This window comes from Haloarcula laminariae, from assembly GCF_025457605.1.
GTDB lineage: Archaea > Halobacteriota > Halobacteria > Halobacteriales > Haloarculaceae > Haloarcula > Haloarcula laminariae.
In genome coordinates this window covers 2,183,751-2,199,655 of the sequence record NZ_JAMZFY010000001.1, presented here as the reverse complement: position 1 = coordinate 2,199,655, position 15,905 = coordinate 2,183,751, and the positions used below count along the sequence as shown (strand labels likewise).

At 67.5% G+C, this 15,905-nt stretch carries 22 protein-coding genes; 10 read left to right on the top strand and 12 right to left on the bottom strand.

Annotated elements, in window-relative coordinates; all coding sequences use genetic code 11:
• Positions 1-293: 293 nt before the first annotated feature.
• The 3 genes from NJQ98_RS11225 to NJQ98_RS11215 all read left to right on the top strand — a co-directional run bounded on the left by NJQ98_RS11225 (position 294) and on the right by NJQ98_RS11215 (position 1,329).
• The gene (locus tag NJQ98_RS11225) at positions 294-671 is read left to right on the top strand and encodes a winged helix-turn-helix domain-containing protein (RefSeq protein ID WP_262178600.1); all 378 of its coding nucleotides are present in this window, start codon (positions 294-296) and stop codon (positions 669-671) included.
• A gap of 2 nt (positions 672-673) precedes the next feature.
• Complete coding sequence (locus NJQ98_RS11220; RefSeq protein ID WP_262178598.1) at positions 674-973, top strand: DUF7521 family protein; 300 nt, start codon at positions 674-676, stop codon at positions 971-973.
• A gap of 62 nt (positions 974-1,035) precedes the next feature.
• On the top strand, positions 1,036-1,329 hold the full coding sequence (locus tag NJQ98_RS11215; protein ID WP_262178595.1) for a DUF7521 family protein: 294 nt from the start codon (positions 1,036-1,038) through the stop codon (positions 1,327-1,329).
• 168 nt (positions 1,330-1,497) lie between these two features.
• Here the strand turns inward: NJQ98_RS11215 and NJQ98_RS11210 are convergent, their stop codons facing one another.
• Both NJQ98_RS11210 and NJQ98_RS11205 read right to left on the bottom strand, forming a co-directional pair.
• Positions 1,498-1,920, bottom strand: coding sequence for a thiol-disulfide oxidoreductase DCC family protein (locus tag NJQ98_RS11210; RefSeq protein ID WP_262178591.1), 423 nt, complete (start codon positions 1,918-1,920; stop codon positions 1,498-1,500).
• A complete protein-coding gene (locus NJQ98_RS11205; protein ID WP_262178589.1) occupies positions 1,917-2,621 on the bottom strand; it encodes a YqjF family protein in 705 nt (234 codons plus the stop codon). Before NJQ98_RS11205 ends, NJQ98_RS11210 begins: the two co-directional genes overlap by 4 nt.
• Before the next feature lie 84 nt (positions 2,622-2,705).
• Here NJQ98_RS11205 and NJQ98_RS11200 point away from each other — a divergent pair, with 84 nt between their 5' ends.
• A complete protein-coding gene (locus NJQ98_RS11200; RefSeq protein ID WP_262178588.1) occupies positions 2,706-3,302 on the top strand; it encodes a TetR/AcrR family transcriptional regulator in 597 nt (198 codons plus the stop codon).
• A 61-nt stretch (positions 3,303-3,363) separates the two neighbouring features.
• The gene (gene purL / locus NJQ98_RS11195) at positions 3,364-5,526 is read left to right on the top strand and encodes a phosphoribosylformylglycinamidine synthase subunit PurL (protein ID WP_262178586.1); all 2,163 of its coding nucleotides are present in this window, start codon (positions 3,364-3,366) and stop codon (positions 5,524-5,526) included.
• Here the strand turns inward: purL and NJQ98_RS11190 are convergent, their stop codons facing one another.
• A complete protein-coding gene (locus tag NJQ98_RS11190) occupies positions 5,527-5,991 on the bottom strand; it encodes a pyridoxamine 5'-phosphate oxidase family protein (protein WP_262178584.1) in 465 nt (154 codons plus the stop codon).
• Positions 5,992-6,170: 179 nt separating this feature from the next.
• The gene (locus NJQ98_RS11185) at positions 6,171-6,362 is read right to left on the bottom strand and encodes a DUF7550 family protein (RefSeq protein WP_262178583.1); all 192 of its coding nucleotides are present in this window, start codon (positions 6,360-6,362) and stop codon (positions 6,171-6,173) included.
• A gap of 155 nt (positions 6,363-6,517) precedes the next feature.
• On the opposite strand from NJQ98_RS11185, the gene hisF reads away from it, so the two are divergent.
• On the top strand, positions 6,518-7,333 hold the full coding sequence (gene hisF / locus NJQ98_RS11180; protein ID WP_262178581.1) for an imidazole glycerol phosphate synthase subunit HisF: 816 nt from the start codon (positions 6,518-6,520) through the stop codon (positions 7,331-7,333).
• Positions 7,334-7,336: 3 nt separating this feature from the next.
• Here hisF and NJQ98_RS11175 read toward each other — a convergent pair whose 3' ends face one another.
• On the bottom strand, positions 7,337-7,576 hold the full coding sequence (locus NJQ98_RS11175; protein ID WP_262178580.1) for a HalOD1 output domain-containing protein: 240 nt from the start codon (positions 7,574-7,576) through the stop codon (positions 7,337-7,339).
• A gap of 152 nt (positions 7,577-7,728) precedes the next feature.
• Here NJQ98_RS11175 and NJQ98_RS11170 point away from each other — a divergent pair, with 152 nt between their 5' ends.
• Positions 7,729-8,565 (top strand): hypothetical protein, encoded by an 837-nt coding sequence (locus NJQ98_RS11170; RefSeq protein ID WP_262178578.1) that lies wholly within the window; start codon positions 7,729-7,731, stop codon positions 8,563-8,565.
• Between the two features lie 2 nt (positions 8,566-8,567).
• Here NJQ98_RS11170 and NJQ98_RS11165 read toward each other — a convergent pair whose 3' ends face one another.
• Positions 8,568-8,852 (bottom strand): DNA-directed RNA polymerase subunit L, encoded by a 285-nt coding sequence (locus NJQ98_RS11165; RefSeq protein WP_262178577.1) that lies wholly within the window; start codon positions 8,850-8,852, stop codon positions 8,568-8,570.
• A 117-nt stretch (positions 8,853-8,969) separates the two neighbouring features.
• Between NJQ98_RS11165 and NJQ98_RS11160 the strand changes: the two genes are divergently transcribed.
• Both NJQ98_RS11160 and corA read left to right on the top strand, forming a co-directional pair.
• Positions 8,970-9,140: a hypothetical protein gene (locus tag NJQ98_RS11160; RefSeq protein WP_262178575.1), complete on the top strand. Its 171-nt coding sequence runs from the start codon at positions 8,970-8,972 to the stop codon at positions 9,138-9,140.
• On the top strand, positions 9,137-10,114 hold the full coding sequence (gene corA, locus NJQ98_RS11155; RefSeq protein ID WP_262178574.1) for a magnesium/cobalt transporter CorA: 978 nt from the start codon (positions 9,137-9,139) through the stop codon (positions 10,112-10,114). Before NJQ98_RS11160 ends, corA begins: the two co-directional genes overlap by 4 nt.
• On the opposite strand, the gene NJQ98_RS11150 is transcribed toward corA, so the two are convergent.
• The 6 genes from NJQ98_RS11150 to NJQ98_RS11125 form a co-directional block, all read right to left on the bottom strand.
• Positions 10,109-11,335, bottom strand: a complete 1,227-nt coding sequence (locus NJQ98_RS11150; protein WP_262178572.1) for a tripartite tricarboxylate transporter permease — start codon at positions 11,333-11,335, stop codon at positions 10,109-10,111. The genes corA and NJQ98_RS11150 overlap by 6 nt on opposite strands.
• 118 nt (positions 11,336-11,453) lie before the next feature.
• A complete protein-coding gene (gene rpl12p / locus NJQ98_RS11145) occupies positions 11,454-11,798 on the bottom strand; it encodes a 50S ribosomal protein P1 (RefSeq protein ID WP_262178570.1) in 345 nt (114 codons plus the stop codon).
• 18 nt (positions 11,799-11,816) lie between these two features.
• A complete protein-coding gene (locus tag NJQ98_RS11140) occupies positions 11,817-12,863 on the bottom strand; it encodes a 50S ribosomal protein L10 (RefSeq protein WP_262178568.1) in 1,047 nt (348 codons plus the stop codon).
• Between the two features lies 1 nt (position 12,864).
• Positions 12,865-13,503, bottom strand: coding sequence for a 50S ribosomal protein L1 (locus tag NJQ98_RS11135; protein ID WP_262178566.1), 639 nt, complete (start codon positions 13,501-13,503; stop codon positions 12,865-12,867).
• Between the two features lie 186 nt (positions 13,504-13,689).
• Complete coding sequence (locus NJQ98_RS11130; RefSeq protein ID WP_262178564.1) at positions 13,690-14,178, bottom strand: 50S ribosomal protein L11; 489 nt, start codon at positions 14,176-14,178, stop codon at positions 13,690-13,692.
• A 223-nt stretch (positions 14,179-14,401) separates the two neighbouring features.
• Positions 14,402-14,602, bottom strand: a complete 201-nt coding sequence (locus tag NJQ98_RS11125; protein ID WP_262178562.1) for a VNG_1110C family protein — start codon at positions 14,600-14,602, stop codon at positions 14,402-14,404.
• A 136-nt stretch (positions 14,603-14,738) separates the two neighbouring features.
• Here NJQ98_RS11125 and NJQ98_RS11120 point away from each other — a divergent pair, with 136 nt between their 5' ends.
• Positions 14,739-15,848, top strand: coding sequence for an OBG GTPase family GTP-binding protein (locus tag NJQ98_RS11120; protein WP_262178560.1), 1,110 nt, complete (start codon positions 14,739-14,741; stop codon positions 15,846-15,848).
• Positions 15,849-15,905 lie beyond the last annotated feature (57 nt).

The window sequence follows — 15,905 nt, the reverse complement described above, 5'->3', positions numbered from 1 at the left end:
CGCTGCCAGTGCGTTCTCACGGACTGGGAACCGTCGGAGGACGTCCCGACCCGACCCGCCGACGGCCCGCGGGGTTCGATGTGGTCGGTCATACGTGGGCGTTCGCGACGGGGGGCCAAACCCCCCGCCGAATGTTCTCGCGCCGACAGAAGCGTTCTCGGTTGGCGGGAATCGCCGGGGCGTTTATAACCTGCACCCGTCCAAAGACTCATCAGCATATCTCGACCACTGCCGTCGTAGCCCGGCCGGAGACGGTGAGACTAAAGGCATCCGGACAAGAACGAATTTCAAGGATGGTCCGGGACCCCGTAGCTGACGAGGAGGCGCCGGAACTAACGACGGTCCTCGATGCGCTGGACGACGAGGACTGTCGTGCTATCGTCAGCGTACTTGCAGAGCCGATGACCGCGAGCGAGATATCGGAGGAAAGCGGGGTCCCGCTTTCGACGACCTACCGGAAGCTCGAACTGCTCACCGACTCCTCGCTGCTGTACGAGGGCGTCGAGGTCCGGTCGGACGGGCAACACGCCAGCCGCTACGCGATCGACTTCGAGGAGGTGGTCATCTCGCTGGACGAGGTCCGCGAGTTCGAGGTCGAGATATCACACCGGGCCCGGTCGCCGGACCAGCGCCTGGAGAACCTCTGGTCGGAAGTTCGAAAGGAGACATAACCATGGTACACATCCCAAGCTCTCAGGTCGGCATCGTGGTCGCGGAGACACTCACCCTCATCATGGGGGGGCTCATCACCTACTTCTCGTACAAGACCTACCGGCGGACTGGCGCCCCCCAGCACAGGTGGCTCACGCTCGGTTTCGGCATCATCACCGTCGGCGCGATTCTCGGCGGCGTCCTCGACATCATCGTCGGGCGGTACTTCGGCGAGAACCTGCTGTACACCAGCGTCTTCATCTCCAGTACGCTGACCGCGGTCGGCCTCGGCGTCATCCTCTACTCGCTGTACGTGCGGTAGCGTTCCCAGTTTCTGACAACATTGTTAATCGTATTTATTTTAGCGAGCCGGTATCGGACGATATGGTCTCCCTCAGCACGGTCTTGCTCGTCGTGGCCAAGACGCTCACCCTGGCCTGTGGTGTCGTGTTGACGACGCTGACCCACAGGGCCTACAAGCGGACCCGCTCGACGGCGATGCGGGTCCTCTCGCTCGGCATCGGGCTGGTGACTGCCGGGGCGGTCCTGGCGGGGAGCCTGAACCAGCTGGCAGGGGTCCCCCTCGTCGTGAGTACCACGGTCGAGAGCGTCTTCACCGCAGCCGGCTTTCTGGTGATGACCTACTCGCTGTACTCGGACCGCCTGGTCGGGACGTGACTGGCGGCGACGGTATCGGACGCGGCGGCAAGCGGACATCGAGCGATTAGACCGCACTGGCCGACGGAGGGGACCGTTCCGCGGCCCAGCGGAACGCGCCGAAGGGGTGGTGAGTCCGTCGATGGGACGCCGTCGAAGCGGGCCGGGACAGTCGGCGGAACTGTCCGATTACTCGAGAAAGCGGTCGCTGACGTCGTCGTCGGGGAGCATACACCGGTCCTTCCGGCCGAACACGTCGTAGCGGTTGGCGGCGACGACGTCGTACAGCGCGTCCCGAACCGACTGGGGCACGACGCGGGCGGCTGCCGCGGCCCGGTAGGGCCACCCCAGCAGTTCGGCGAGCCGGATGACCGCCGCCGACTTCCGGTACACTTCGCCGTCCTCGACGAGGACGACGCTGTCGAGGTCGCTCGGCGGCAGTCCGTGACCCGCCAGCAACGCCTTGCCCGCCGCCGACTGCAGCGGGGCGAACCGAATCCGCCCCTCCGGGTCCCGCGGGATGATGAACTGGACGACGCCGTTACAGAGGTTACAGACCCCATCGAACAGCAGGACCGGGCCGTCCCCGCCCGGCGGCTCGCTCTCGCTCACGCCCTCTCCTCCGGGGCGCGTCTGCTCGGTTCGGTGACCACGTCGAGCCCGGGGCTGTAGAAGTAGACGGGGTCGGCCTCGGGTCGGTCGAACCCGTCCGCCGAGCAGAGCGTGTCGGTCTCTACTTCGGCCGTTGCGGGGTACAGCGTCCACGGGTCGTGGGACACGTCAGTGTACCGGAGGCTGCCGTCGGGGGCCTCCGTGTAGAAGCGGTAGCGCTCGACGAGGAACTTTCCGAGCGGGTCCTCGGGCGCGCTGAAGGGCTCGCCGGTCGGCCAGTAGGTCGCCTCGTAGCGGGCAGGCCGGGCGCCAGGGTGTTTGCGTCGACTGCTGAACCGGACGCGGCCGTCGGCCCACTCCAGGGAGATGCGGGCGTAGTAGTACGGCAGGTGATGGAAGATTCGGGCGCCGACGACGCTGCTTACGCCCTGTGCGTCCAGGCTGAAGAAGTAGACGCTGGGCTCGCCGTCGCGGGTGACGTAGGTGCGGACGTTGAGCTCGGGGAGCGGGACGCTGGCCCAGGCCGGGAACCCCTCGGGCCGGACGTCGACGTTGGTAAAGGGGACGACCGAGAGCCACGCCGCCCCGTCGAACGTATCGGGGCTGAGCGGCTCCGGTAGATGTGCGTCCATCAGAGCCGGGTCGACGGGCCAGTTCTCGAAGAGGAGATGTCGCCACCCCATCTCCAGCGGGAGGACCATACGTCCGGTTCGGGGCCGAACGGAAAAAGCGCTCCCGTCGGCTCACAGCGAAACGCTGAAACGACTGAGCGCCCACTCGGTCGTATGACGAGCCCCGATATGGACGCCGACGCCTGCGAGAGTGTCGCCCTCGCGGTCCAGGAAGCTCTCGCTCAGCACGGTTACGAGCGCCTGACGACGGCGAAGATAGCCGAGGCATACGAGAACAGCGAGGCGGGGCTCTACTACTACTTCGACAGCAAGGACGAGATGATCGCGGCCTTCCTCGATCTGGCGGCGGACCACCTCCGGGAGGACCTGCTGCGCGTCGAGACGGAGGACCCCGAGGCGGCGATACGTGACGCCTGTGACTTCCTCTTCCGGACGCCCGAACACGAGTACGCCGGCATCGCCGTCGCTATCATGGAGTTGCTCTCGCACGCGCCGTACAACGAGACGCTCCGGGCGCCGCTGCTGGAGCTCGAAACCGCGTGTCTCGACGCATTGACCGACATCGTCGCCGCCGGCGTCGAGCAGGGCGTGTTCCGGGAGGTCGAGCCCCGGGCCACCGCCGCGTTCCTGCTCGCGGCGGCCGACGGGTCCACCGGTATCGCCGTCGCCCTGGAGATGGACGTGGCCGAGGACCTCCGGGACGGCTGGGAGGCCTACGTCGATAGCCTGCTGGCTGACCCGGCCGAGTGAGCGGGCCACCGACGCGGCCGCATGGAAAGCGATTTAGCCGGGCGGAGGCCAGGCACACCTAATGAGCCTGTCCGACGCTGACCACGAGCTAGTGGTCGAAGAGATCGGTCGGGAGCCCACGCGAGCGGAGGCCGCGCTCTTCGAGAACCTCTGGAGCGAACACTGTGCCTACCGTTCCTCGCGTCCGCTTCTGACCGCCTTCGACAGCGAGGGCGACCAGGTCGTCATCGGTCCCGGTGACGACGCCGCCGTCGTCTCCCTGCCGACCTACGACGGCGACGAGATGTACATCACGCTGGGCGTCGAGTCCCACAACCACCCCTCCTACGTCGACCCGTTCGACGGGGCGGCCACCGGCGTCGGCGGCATCGTCCGTGACACCCTCTCGATGGGCGCTTACCCCATCGCGCTGGCCGACTGCCTCTACTTCGGCGACTTCGAGCGCGAACACTCCCAGTACCTCTTCGAGGGCGTCGTCGAGGGTATCTCCCACTACGGCAACTGCATCGGCGTCCCGACGGTCGCCGGCTCGGTGGCCTTCCACGAGGACTACGAGGGCAACCCCCTGGTCAACGTCTCCTGTATCGGCCTGCTGGAGCCCGAACGCACGATTACCGCCGAGGCCCAGGAGCCGGGCAACAAGCTCGTCCTCGTCGGCAACTCGACGGGGCGGGACGGCCTGGGCGGGGCCTCCTTCGCAAGCGAGGACCTCGCCGAGGACGCCGAGACCGAGGACCGGCCGGCGGTCCAGGTCGGCGACCCCTACGCCGAGAAGCTGCTCATCGAGTGCAACGAGGCGCTGCTCGACGAGGAACTGATAGAGTCGGCCCGGGACCTCGGGGCCGCCGGCCTCGGCGGCGCGTCCTCCGAACTGGTCGCGAAGGGCGGCCTCGGCGCGCGCATCGAACTCGACCGGGTCCACGAGCGCGAGCCCAACATGAACGCCAGGGAGTACCTGCTGGCCGAGAGCCAGGAGCGGATGGTGTACGAGGTCGCGCCCGAGAACGTCGACCGCGTCGCCGAACTCGCCGAGCGGTTCGACCTGGGGTGTTCCGTCATCGGCGAACTCACCGAGCCCGGGACGAACTACGTCTGTACGTTCGAGGGCGAGACGGTGGTCGACGTCGACGCCGAGTTCCTCGGCGACGGCGCGCCGATGAACGACCTGCCAAGCGAGGCCCCGCCGGTCCAGGAGCGGGACCTGCCGACGATGGACCTCGCGGCGGCCTTCGACCGCATCGTCGCCAGCCCGAACACGGCCTCGAAGCGGTGGGTGTACCGCCAGTACGACCACGAGGTCCAGGTCCGGACGAGCGTGCTGCCGGGCGACGACGCCGCTCTGCTGGCGATTCGCGAATCGGGCACCGGCCTCGCGTTCTCGGCCGGTGCCGACCCCAACTGGACCGACGCGGCGCCCTACGACGGGGCCCGCGCAGTCGCGCTGGAAAACGCCACGAACGTCGCCGCGAAGGGCGCAGTCCCCCACGCCGCCGTCGACTGTCTGAACGGCGGCAACCCAGAGAAACCCGACGTCTACGGCGGCTTCAAGGGCATCGTCGACGGGCTCGCGGACATGTGTAGCGAACTCGACGTACCCGTCGTCGGCGGCAACGTCTCCCTGTACAACGACTCGGCGACCGGCCCCATCCCGCCGACGCCGACGCTCGCCCTCGTCGGCGTCAAGGAAGGGTACGACGCCCCGCCGATGTCGCTGTCGGGCGAGGGGACCCTGGTCGTCGTCGGCGACACCTCGCTGGAGGGCGAGACCGACCCCCGGCTGGGCGGCTCCGAGTACACCGCTCTCTTCGGCGGTACCGACGCGTTCCCCGAACTCCCGGCAAACCCCACGGGACTCATCGAGACCGTCGCCGAGGTGGCCGACGAGGACCACGTGCTGGCCTCCCACGACGTGAGCCACGGTGGGCTCGCTGTGACGCTCGCGGAGATGGTCCACGACGACGCCGGCGCCAGCGTCGCCCTGGAGACGGTCGACCGCGGGACGCGAAAGCGGCTGCTGTTCAACGAACAGCCCGGCCGCGTCGTCTTCGAGACGACCGACCCGGCCGCGGTCCGGGAGGCCTTCGACGGCGTCGCCCCGGTGACCGAACTTGGCGAGGCCGACGGCTCGAACCACCTCGAAATCACGGTCAACGACGACCGGCTCCACTACGACGCCGCGGAGATAGCGGAGCTTCGCGACACCATCGAGGACGAACTGGCCTGATTACTCCGTTTCCGGACGGACCGCGACACCCTCGACCTCGTCGGGGACGAGCCGCCACCCTTGGACGCCCTCGACGCGCTCGTCGTCCCCGAACGCCGTCGAGAACCAGGGGTTCTCGTCCAGCGACTCGACGAGCCGCGTCCAGTCCCTGTCGGTCACGCTGACGGGTTCGAGCGGACCGGTGACCGCGACGGACTGCCAGTCGAACCGCGCCTTGATATCGGTCACGAGCAGCCGCGCCGTCTTCCCGTCCTCGGCGAACTCGAACTTCTCGCTGTCCGGCCCGCTCCGGACGAACGCGAAGAAGACGTCCCCGTCGTCGTAGCCGAAGGAGACCGGAATCGTGTACGGCTGGTCGTCCGCGGCCAGTCCGAGTATGCCATGGTCGGCGACGGTGAGCAACGCCTCGACGTCGTCTTCGGCCATCGGCTCGCCCGTCCACTGTGCGTAGGGGTCGGTAGCCATACCGTACCAGTCAGACCCTTGTGACTTCAAACGGCGTGCCCGGTCCCACTGTCTGAGAATATCTAGCGGGAACGGTACCCAGCCCGGGACTCGGCCGTGAGCCGGACTGTGGCCGCTGCTAGCTGAGCGGGTCCGCAGAAACCGACCGCCTCGCTAGCTGTTCCGGGCCGAAAGTCCCGTCAGACGAGCGCGAGCGCGACGCCGAACGTCAGCGCCAGCCCGACGAGCGCGACCGCGGCGCCCTGTCCGACCTGTCCCATGGTGAAGTCGCTCTGGGGGGCTGTCGACCGGAGCGGCGGCGCCGCCGCGGGCAGTTCGACGTGTTCGGGGTCGTAGTCGGGCCGGTCCTCGTCGTGATGGTCGTCTGCCATACCGGACGGTGTGGGGGCGACTACCTGTAACTATCGGATTCACCCCGGCCGCCGAGACGAGCCAGGCTGGGAGACGACAGCGAGCCGGCACGAGCCCGGCCGAGCAGTTGCGTCAGTCGAAACGATGAAACGGCCCTGTAGCGAACCGACAGGCAATGACTCTCACCAAGCGTATCATCCCCTGCATCGACGTCGACGTCGACGAGAACGGGGACGCGGCCGTCTACACCGGCGTGAACTTCGAGGACCTGGAGTACACGGGCGACCCGGTCGAGATGGCCAAGGCCTACAACGAGTCGGGGGCCGACGAGTTCGTCTTCCTGGATATCACCGCCTCCGCCGAGGGCCGCGAGACGATGCTCGACACCGTCTCCGCCGTGGCCGACGAGGTCTTCATCCCGCTGACGGTCGGCGGCGGCATCCGGACCCCCGAGGACATCAAGGAGACGCTGCGGGCCGGCGCGGACAAGGTCTCGATAAACTCGGGCGCCATCGAGAACCCGGACCTCATCGAGGCGGGCGCCGCGGCCTTCGGGAGCCAGTGTATCGTCATCTCGCTCGACGCCCGGCGGCGCTTCGACGAACAGGGCGAGCAGTACGTCGAGGTCGACGGGGAGTCCTGTTGGTTCGAGTGTACGGTCAAGGGCGGCCGCGAGGGCACGGGGCTAGACGCCGTCGAGTGGGCGAAGGAGGCCGAGCGCCGGGGCGCGGGCGAGATTTTCGTCAACTCCATCGACGCCGACGGGACCAAGGACGGCTACGACATCCCGCTGATGAAAGCGGTCTGCGATGCGGTGTCGACTCCCGTCATCGCCTCCTCCGGCTGTGGCGGGCCGGAAGACATGGCGGAGGTCTTCGTCGACGCCGGCGCCGACGCCGGGCTGGCGGCCTCTATCTTCCACTTCGGCGAGTACTCTATCGCGGAGACCAAACAGTACCTGGACGAACAGGGCATCCCGGTCCGCCTCTAGGGACTACTCGCTGAGCGTGACCGTCAGGTCGCTGTCGACGGTGACGGTGTAGCCGTAGTAACGAAACGTCACTTCGACCGTCGAGCGGCCCGCTCCGCCGACGATGGCGTCCAGTTCGTCGGGCTCGATAGCGTCGTACAGCGGGGTGTCGAGCTCCAGCGGGTCGACGCCGGCCCGGCTCGCGACCGCAGCGATCACGGTCTCGCTGGCCGACTGTTGTGCCGCCGTTGCGGTGGGGTTCATCTACTGTCACTCAGGTCGGGTGAGAGAATAAACACACGGGAACATCTCTGCCCACCGTATTCGCAACAAACGTCTGACGCGAACAGTCCGAGACACCGGCGGTGGCTGCCCACGCCACGATGCCTTTGTAGCTCGGTCACCTAGGTCTGGTGATGGAATGGCGGTGTGAGTGGTGCGAGAAACCACACGAGGAGAACGACCCGCCCTGTGACAACTGCGGGCACGGCAGCTTCGAGAAGGCGGTGACCCAGGTCAACCACGAGGTCGTCCCCGGCGGGACCGTCTGGGTCTGTCAGGACTGTGGCCGGTCCCACCAGCGCAACTCGCCCCCCTGCAAGCGCTGTGGCGGGGCGGACCTCCAGTTGCGCGAGGGGCCCCCGGAGACGGACCCGCTCGACGAGATAGGGACCGGCTGGCGCGACGTTCTCGAACCGCGGTACGTCGCCGGCTACGCCGCCGTCGCCGTCCTGCTCGGCGTCCTCCTGCTGTCAGTGGTCGGCGTCATCTCGCTGCCGACCGTCGGCGGACCGTCCGGCCCACCGGCGGTGCCCGAGGCTCCGGGGAGCGCCGACAGCGTCGGCGGGCTCTCGCTCACCGGGGTCGAAGACGCCTACGTCGCCGAGCTGAACGAGCGACGCGAGAGCGAGGGGGCCGGCGCACTCGACCGGAACGCCACCAGTGACGAGGCCGCCGCGTACTACAACAAAGCGACCGTGGCCGCCGTCGCGGGCGACGGCGAGCGGCCCGACCGCGAGGCAATCACCCGGTTCGCCCTGCCGTGTGACCGACCGACGCTGGTCAGCTACCGGGTGGCGCCCGAACGGACCGGCCAGCCGGTGGGCGAGTTCGAGAACGAGAGTCAGCTGGCGACGGCGCTGGTCGACAGCTACGTCGAGCGGGGTAACGCCTTCGAGCGCGGCGACACCGTCGGCGTCGACGTCCACGTCGCCCCGGACGACACCGTCTTCGTCACGTACGTCGTCTGCTAGAACTACGCCGCGGCTTCGAACGCCTCGGTGAGGTCATCCGCCTTCTCGATGACGCGGTCGGTGCCGGCTTCGAGCGCGTCGAGGGCGTCGACGGCCTCCTCGGTCTTGATGGTCAGGACGGGGTCGGTCTGCCCACCGGACTGCTCGGGATTGACGTCGTAGGTCGCCGCGGTGACGCCCTCCGTCTCCAGCAGCGCCCCCTTGATGACGTTCATGAACGTGTGGTCTTCACCCGCAATCTCGATAGAGAGCTCCGTATCCGACTTGTCGATGACGCGCAGGTCCATACCGATAGCTACCGGTGCTTGTACCCATCAACGTGTCGCTTCTCCGCAGGCTCGACGCGCCCGGTCCAGACTCCCGCTGGGAGTACGCTTTTGTTCCGCCACGCTGATTGAGAGCGCATGAACACCGTCTCGGGCACCGGACTGGTGCTCTCGGCCGGCGGGGTCGCCGGCTATCTCGTCGGCCTCGCGGCTCCGTTCCCCGGGCGCGCCTTCTCACTGACGGCGGTGATGGTCGGCGTGACGCTGTTTGCGGTCGGGCGCTCGGACGCGCCGGAGGCCACAGCGTGATATCGGCGCTGGTCTACGCCGACGAGGAAGCGGTCGCCTACGAGGACCTCGCCGAGGCCCGCCGGGCCGTCGGTACCACCTGGGTCCACGTCGCGGACCCGGCCGACGAGGAGATAGCAGCGGTCCAGTCGGCCTTCGACCTCCACCCGCTCGCTATCGAGGACCTGCGCGACGACGTGCGGGCCAAGACCGAGGAGTTCCGGGAGTACACCTTCGTGTTGCTGAAAGCCATCAGCCTCACGCCTGGCGAGACGACCTTCGAGAAGGAGGTGGCGGCCAGACCGGTCGGCATCTTCATTGGCCGCGACTGGGTGGTCACGCTGGGCACCGGCCCGCCGGGACCGATACAGCGGGTGATGGACGCCGCCGAGCGCGGCGACGAGCGGCTGCTCCAGCGGGGGCCGGACTTCACCGCCTATCGCGCCATCGACGTCATCGTCGACGCGTACTTCGACCTGCTCGACGAGATAGAGACCGACATCGAGGAGATAGAGGAGGAGGTGACGGTGTCGACTGACAGCGAGACCATCGAGAAGATAAACGACGTCCGCCGGGACCTGTTGTCCTTCCGCAAGCAGGTGTGGCCGGCCAGGGAAGCCGTCGGCCTGCTGGCCAGGGGCGACCCGAAACAGGTCCAGCCCCAGACGGAGAAGTACTACCGGGACATCTACGACCACCTGGTCCAGATTGTCGACCTGACCGAGACCTACCGCGACCTCGTCTCGGGGGCCCGGGACATCTACCTCAACACGGTCTCGCAGTCGACCAACGAGGTGATGAAAGTGCTCACCGTCGTCGCGACCATCTTCATCCCGCTGACCTTCGTGGCCGGGGTCTACGGAATGAACTTCGCCGACAGTCCCTACAACATGCCAGAACTGGGCTGGACGTTCGGCTATCCGGCAGCGATGCTCGGCATGACGCTGATGGGCGTCGTCATGCTCCTGCACTTCCGCCGGCGCGACTACCTATAGCGCCAGCGGGACCAGCAACACCCCCATGAGCGTCGCCCGCCGACAGCCCGTCGTCGGCGGCACGTGACCGACGAGCGTCGCGACAGCGAAGACGCCGACGCCGAGCGGCCCGGCGAAGACGGCCGACAGCCCCAGCAGGCCGACGAGGACGCCGACAGAGAGCCTGGCCGGGTCCAGCCGCCCGACCGTCCGGAGATAGCGGTCGCCGAGGCGGGGGACCAATACGGCGGCGGCGACCGCCGAGACGGCGACTGCGGCCAGCAGCGACGGCAGTACCAGCGGGACGCCGGCGCGGTTCAGCGCCACCAGCACGCCGGTGCGGGGGTCGCCAAAGACCACCAGCGCGAACAGCGCGAACACCGCCGTGGCCGTGTTGACGCCGCTGGTCGTCACGACGAAGGCTCTGGGGCCGCGCTGTGCGGTCAGGCCGAGCGCCAGCGTCGCGGCGACGGCGCTGGAGACGCCCGGGAGATAGCCGACGACCGCCCCACAAAGCGTCCCGACCGTCGCCAGCGCCGCGACCGTGCGCCGCGGCGTCGTGACTCTCGCGTCGGCCTGTGGCGGGACGCCCTCGCCCTCGATAGCGGCCAGTAACACCGGCGCACCGAACAGGCCGGCAAACACCGGGACCAACACGTCGGCGACAGGCAGAGCCCCCGCGACTGGGGCGTCGAGCACGGCGAGTCCGAGGCTGCCGCTCGCGCCCAGCGAGAGCACCGCGCCGATACGACGGTCCCAGCCCGGCTCCGAGAGGACGAGCAGCGCCGCGATAGCGCCGAGCACCGGCGGAAGGTGCGCCGCGACGAGCGGATAGACACGGACCATCAGCCACGTCACGGGGACGGCAAGCGGCACCGCGAGCGCCACCGCCCCGCCGCTGCCCAGCGCCGAGAGCCGTAGCGCTTCCCGACCCCGCCCTTCGATGACCAGCCGGTGGCTCGGCAGCGCACCGGCGGCCATCGCCGGGTCTGGCACACCGAGGGCCAGCGCCGGCACCACGTCCAGGAACGTGTGGGTCACCCCCGCGGCCAGCATCGCCGCGCCGACGTACACCCGCGGGCCGGGCACCGACCCGGCCGTCGCCGCCAGCAGGAGCGCGAGCGTGTTGGCGTGGAGCCCGGGGACCAGCCCGCTTACCGTCCCGAGTCCGATACCCCCGCCGATGGCCGCGAGCAGGGCGGCGGCGCCGACCGGGTCGGCCGCGAATCTGACCGGGAGCATGGCGAGGGGTGGACGCCCGCAGGTATTTGAACCTCAGTGAGGACGGCCACAGTGCGATGTGGGCGGCGCTGTCGCTGGGCGGTGGCGTCGAAAAAATTGCGGGTCGGAGTCGACCGGTTTAACCGAAGAGCTCGCCGAGGCCTTCGCCGTCTGCCTCGTCGTCGTCGTCATCGTCGTCGGCTTCTTCCGCTTCGGCGACCTCTTCCTCGGACGGCTCGTCGTGGTCGGCCTCGTCGTCGCCACCCTCGGCGGGCGCGGCGGCGCCGCCACTGGCGGGAACAGGCGCGGCGGCGGCCTGCTCGACGGCCTCCTCGATGTCGACGTCCTCGAGAGCGGCCACGAGGGCCTTGACGCGGGACTCCTCGACGGAGACGCCGGCGGCTTCGAGCACGTCGGTGAGGTTGTCTTCGTTGATCTCTTCGCCCGATTCGTTCAGGATGAGTGCAGCGTAAACGTATTCCATTGTTCTGTGTTGGTGTGGTTAGAACATCTCCCCGAGCGCGTCGCCGGCGTCGCCGTCGTCTTCGTCGTCCTCGGCCTCGTCTGTCTCGGCCTCGGCGTCGTCGGCGTCGTCCTCGGAGTCTGTGTTCTCGGTCTGGTCGTCGGCCTGTTCGTCTGCTGCCGGCGCGGTCTCCACGTCCTGGAGTTCCTCGGGCAGCGCGTCCGGGTCGTCGATGGCACCAGCCAGGGCACGCAGCTGCGCGTCGGCCTTGCTGATGAGGTCGGGGACGACCTCGGGGTCCTCGATGGCGGCCGAGAGCGCGAGGCTCTTGGCGTCGCCGGTCGCGGACTGGAGCATCGTCGGGAGCGTGGTCGCGGTCGGGTACTCGGCGTTGACCGAGAGGTTGAACGCCCGGCTCGCGGCCGCGGCGATGTCCTGCTCGTACTCCTCGACGTCGAGTTCCAGCTCTTCGGGGGCGAAGAGCACGCCGTCGGAGAAGACCCCGCGGAGGTCGAGTCCGACCTCCTTGGGTTCGATGCCGAGCTCGTTGAGGACGTTCGCGAGGTCCTGCGAGACCTCTCCGCCCGCTTCGAGCACGGTCGAGTCCGAGAGGACCTGAATCGACCCTTCCTGGATGCGAGCGTCCGCGCCGATGGACTGGAGCTCGCCGACGAAGGGCCCGGGGTCGACGCCGGTGTCGCCCTCGGGAACGACGATGTCGTTCGGGGCGATTTCGCCGGCACCGATGGGCGCGGGCGTCTTCGAGGATTCCAGTTCCTGGTACAGCGAGAAGGGGTTGCTGTCGGTACCGATGAGTCCGACCTGACCGGCGATGTGCTCGGTCAGCCCTTCGAGGCCGTCGTTGACCTCTTCGAGGGCGCGGACCAGCAGCGTGTTCCGGGAGACGCGAAGCTCCGCGGTGCCGTGGAGGTCACGGCGCATGTCCTGGAGCTGTCGGGACGGAATCCCGGCGATGTTGACGACGCCGACCGAGTCGTAGGACTCGATCATCTCGACGATGTCGTCGACCTCTTCCTGCTTCCACTGTGGGATGGTCTCGGTCTTTCGCTCGCCTTCGGCGCTCATATCAGGCCACCTCCACGGCGGGGCCCATCGTCGTCTTCACGTAGACGGTGTCGATGTTGAGCGGCCCCTTCTCGAGGTCCGCGTGCAGGCGGCGGACGATGACGTCGATGTTGTCCGAGATGTCCTCGGCGGACATGTCCTCGGCGCCCACGCGGGTGTGGAAGGTCCGACGCTCGCCGCTGCGGAGCTGCACGGTGTTTTTCATTCGGTTGACGACCTCGACGACGTCGTCGTCGGGGTCGAGCGGTTCCGGCATCTTCCCGCGCGGACCGAGGACGGTCCCCAGATAGCGACCGATGTCCTGCATCATGTCCTTCTCCGCGATGAAGAAGTCAGTGTCATCGGCCAGATCCTTGGCGGCGTCATCGTCGTCGCCAAGCTCTGCGAGTTCGTCCTCGTCGAGTACGTCGTCTGCGGCTTCCTCGGCACGGAGGGCTGTCTCGCCCTCGGCGAAGACCACAATGGTGGTCTCCTGTCCGGTGCCAGCGGGAAGAACGACGGACTCGTCGACGCGGTTCGACGGGTCGTTAAGGTCTAAGTCGCGCAGGTTCACGGCGAGGTCGACCGTTTCGCGGAAGTTCCGCTCAGGTGCCTCTTCGAGTGCGCGAGAGACTGCGTTCTCAATTTCCTGGTCTGCCATTGTTCACCTCCGTAGTACGCCAAACGGCTTCTACGGGTCAGTGAAACAGGCGGATGCCTGTCTCGTCGGAGAAGAAGCCTATCGGAAACTTAAACCCGTCGAACCGCCGTTCGGCTGGAGCGGGCGAGGACAGGCGCCGCCGCTCACGGGCGGTGAAACCGGAGAAGACGGCAGATACGTAACGACTCAGGCAGACGCCTGCGCCGCGAACTGGTCGTCGTACTCGCCGCCGTCGATGCGCTCTTTGAACTCTCGGGGGTCGTTGCCCTCGATGGTGACGCCCAGCGAGGCGCAGGTGCCGACGACTTCCTTGGCGGCGTTCTTCAGGTCGTAAGCGAGCAGGTCGGACTGCTTTTGCTCGGCTATCTGCATGACCTGGTCGACGGTGAGGTTGGCGACGAACTCCTCGTGGGGCTCGCCGCTGCCGGTGTCGAAGCCGGCCTCGTCCTTGATGAGCTCGGCCGTCGGCGGGACACCGACCTCGATGCTGAAGCTCCCGTCGTCGTCGTAGTCGACGGTGACGGGGACCTCCGTCCCATCGAACGCTTCCGTCTGGTCGTTGATGTCCTGCACGACTGCCTGCACGTCCACGGGTGTCGGACCCAGCTCGGGACCGAGGGGCGGGCCAGGGTTGGCCTGCCCGCCGGGGACGAGCACTTCGATAGTTCCAGCCATGTCCAAGCAATCCCTCTCGGCGGTTTAAAGGATTGCGTTTCGGGGGGCGCCGCGTGAGGGCGACACACGGTTGGCACAGTGGGGATGCGGTGCTGTCCCAGTAGCGTACGCTCGCCTCAGGCGAGCGGTTTCCCCGGACGCGAACGTGGCGAGTCCGGCCTTTTTCATGAACGGTTTCCGAGGAGTGGTCACCACGGGCGACCCGACGACGAAAGAGACCCGGTCATGCGAAGGTCACGCCGTTCATCGCGAGGAAGTCGCCGGCGTCCTTGATTTCGACCGGAGAACCGATGATACGGACCTGTTCGTCCTCGGTGCGGACGGTGACGGTAAACCGGGATTCGAGCTCCTCCCGAATCCCGTTGAGCGCACCCGACGGTAACAGAATCTGCGTGCTGTCACGGAATCGGTCCGCGTTCACCATTATCGGATGCTGGAAGCGGACTTCCTATAGGTGTGTCGAAATCTTTGCTCGTGGCCCTGTCAGTCCCGGTCCTATCAGGGGCGGCGTCGGCGAGGGAAGAAAGCCTTATTCGGCGCGCGCGGCCGACGTACACACAATGGGGCTCGAAGACGAGATTCAGGAACTCGAAGACGAAATCGCCAGTACGCCCTACAACAAGTCGACAGAGGCGCATATCGGTCGGCTGAAATCGAAGCTCGCGGAGAAAAAAGAGAAGCTGGAACAGCAGTCCGGGTCGGGCGGGGGCGGGGGCTACGGCGTCGAGAAACACGGCGACGCCACCGTCGCGCTGGTCGGGTTCCCAAGCGTCGGCAAGTCGACGCTGTTGAACGCCCTGACCAACGCCGAGTCGGAGACCGGGGCCTACGAGTTCACGACCCTGGACGTCTATCCCGGCATGCTCAAACACAAGGGCGCGAACATCCAGATTCTCGACGTGCCCGGGCTCATCGAGGGCGCGGCCGGCGGGCGCGGCGGCGGCCAGGAGGTGCTGTCGGTCGTCCGGACCGCCGACCTCATCGTCTTCATGGTCTCCGTCTTCGACATCGACCAGTACGACCGCCTGAGCGAGGAGCTGTACCAGAACAAGATTCGCCTCGACGAGGAGCCGCCGCGGGTCAACATCCGGAAGAAGGGGAAAGACGGCCTCTCTATCAACAAGGCCGCCGACCTCGAACTGGAAGAGGAGACCATCAAGGGGGTCCTGCGCGAGCACGGCTACGTCAACGCCGACGTCACCATCGGCGAGTCCGTCGACATCGACCGGCTCGTCGACGGCGTGATGGACAACCGCGTCTATCTCCCCTCTATCGTCGCGGTCAACAAGGCCGACCTCATCGAGCCCGACTACGTCCCGACCGTGGAGGCCGAACTCGAAGAGCGGGATATCGACCCCGACGACGCCATCTTCATCAGCGCCGAGAAGGAGAAGGGTCTGGACGGGCTCGTCGAGCGAATCTGGGAGGAACTCGGGCTCATCCGCATCTACATGGACAAACCGGGCCGGGGCGTCGACCGTGAGGAGCCGCTGATTCTCCGCGAGGGCGCCACCGTCGACGACGCCTGCGAGAAGCTGGGCGGGAGCTTCGACGACCGGTTCCGTTTTGCCCGCGTGACCGGACCGAGCGCGCAACACGACGAACAGCAGGTCGGCCGGGACCACGAACTGGCCGACGAGGACGTACTGCGCATCATCGCCCGCCGATAGCGAGTCGACCGACACATCGCGTGTGCGCACGATGATTCATTACGTTGGAGTCCTCCA

Bases quoted from the DNA above. Each gene is read 5' to 3' on its own strand.
- NJQ98_RS11175 (WP_262178580.1), bottom strand. From the start codon at position 7,576: ATGAACCCCACCGCAACGGCGGCACAACAGTCGGCCAGCGAGACCGTG.
- purL (WP_262178586.1), top strand. From the start codon at position 3,364: ATGAGCCTGTCCGACGCTGACCACGAGCTAGTGGTCGAAGAGATCGGT.
- NJQ98_RS11215 (WP_262178595.1), top strand. From the start codon at position 1,036: ATGGTCTCCCTCAGCACGGTCTTGCTCGTCGTGGCCAAGACGCTCACC.
- NJQ98_RS11165 (WP_262178577.1), bottom strand. From the start codon at position 8,852: ATGGACCTGCGCGTCATCGACAAGTCGGATACGGAGCTCTCTATCGAG.
- NJQ98_RS11140 (WP_262178568.1), bottom strand. From the start codon at position 12,863: ATGAGCGCCGAAGGCGAGCGAAAGACCGAGACCATCCCACAGTGGAAG.
- NJQ98_RS11220 (WP_262178598.1), top strand. From the start codon at position 674: ATGGTACACATCCCAAGCTCTCAGGTCGGCATCGTGGTCGCGGAGACA.
- NJQ98_RS11135 (WP_262178566.1), bottom strand. From the start codon at position 13,503: ATGGCAGACCAGGAAATTGAGAACGCAGTCTCTCGCGCACTCGAAGAG.
- NJQ98_RS11120 (WP_262178560.1), top strand. From the start codon at position 14,739: ATGGGGCTCGAAGACGAGATTCAGGAACTCGAAGACGAAATCGCCAGT.
- NJQ98_RS11200 (WP_262178588.1), top strand. From the start codon at position 2,706: ATGACGAGCCCCGATATGGACGCCGACGCCTGCGAGAGTGTCGCCCTC.
- NJQ98_RS11150 (WP_262178572.1), bottom strand. From the start codon at position 11,335: ATGCTCCCGGTCAGATTCGCGGCCGACCCGGTCGGCGCCGCCGCCCTG.
- NJQ98_RS11205 (WP_262178589.1), bottom strand. From the start codon at position 2,621: ATGGTCCTCCCGCTGGAGATGGGGTGGCGACATCTCCTCTTCGAGAAC.
- NJQ98_RS11190 (WP_262178584.1), bottom strand. From the start codon at position 5,991: ATGGCTACCGACCCCTACGCACAGTGGACGGGCGAGCCGATGGCCGAA.
- NJQ98_RS11170 (WP_262178578.1), top strand. From the start codon at position 7,729: ATGGAATGGCGGTGTGAGTGGTGCGAGAAACCACACGAGGAGAACGAC.
- rpl12p (WP_262178570.1), bottom strand. From the start codon at position 11,798: ATGGAATACGTTTACGCTGCACTCATCCTGAACGAATCGGGCGAAGAG.
- hisF (WP_262178581.1), top strand. From the start codon at position 6,518: ATGACTCTCACCAAGCGTATCATCCCCTGCATCGACGTCGACGTCGAC.
- NJQ98_RS11160 (WP_262178575.1), top strand. From the start codon at position 8,970: ATGAACACCGTCTCGGGCACCGGACTGGTGCTCTCGGCCGGCGGGGTC.
- NJQ98_RS11225 (WP_262178600.1), top strand. From the start codon at position 294: ATGGTCCGGGACCCCGTAGCTGACGAGGAGGCGCCGGAACTAACGACG.
- NJQ98_RS11125 (WP_262178562.1), bottom strand. From the start codon at position 14,602: ATGGTGAACGCGGACCGATTCCGTGACAGCACGCAGATTCTGTTACCG.
- NJQ98_RS11130 (WP_262178564.1), bottom strand. From the start codon at position 14,178: ATGGCTGGAACTATCGAAGTGCTCGTCCCCGGCGGGCAGGCCAACCCT.
- NJQ98_RS11185 (WP_262178583.1), bottom strand. From the start codon at position 6,362: ATGGCAGACGACCATCACGACGAGGACCGGCCCGACTACGACCCCGAA.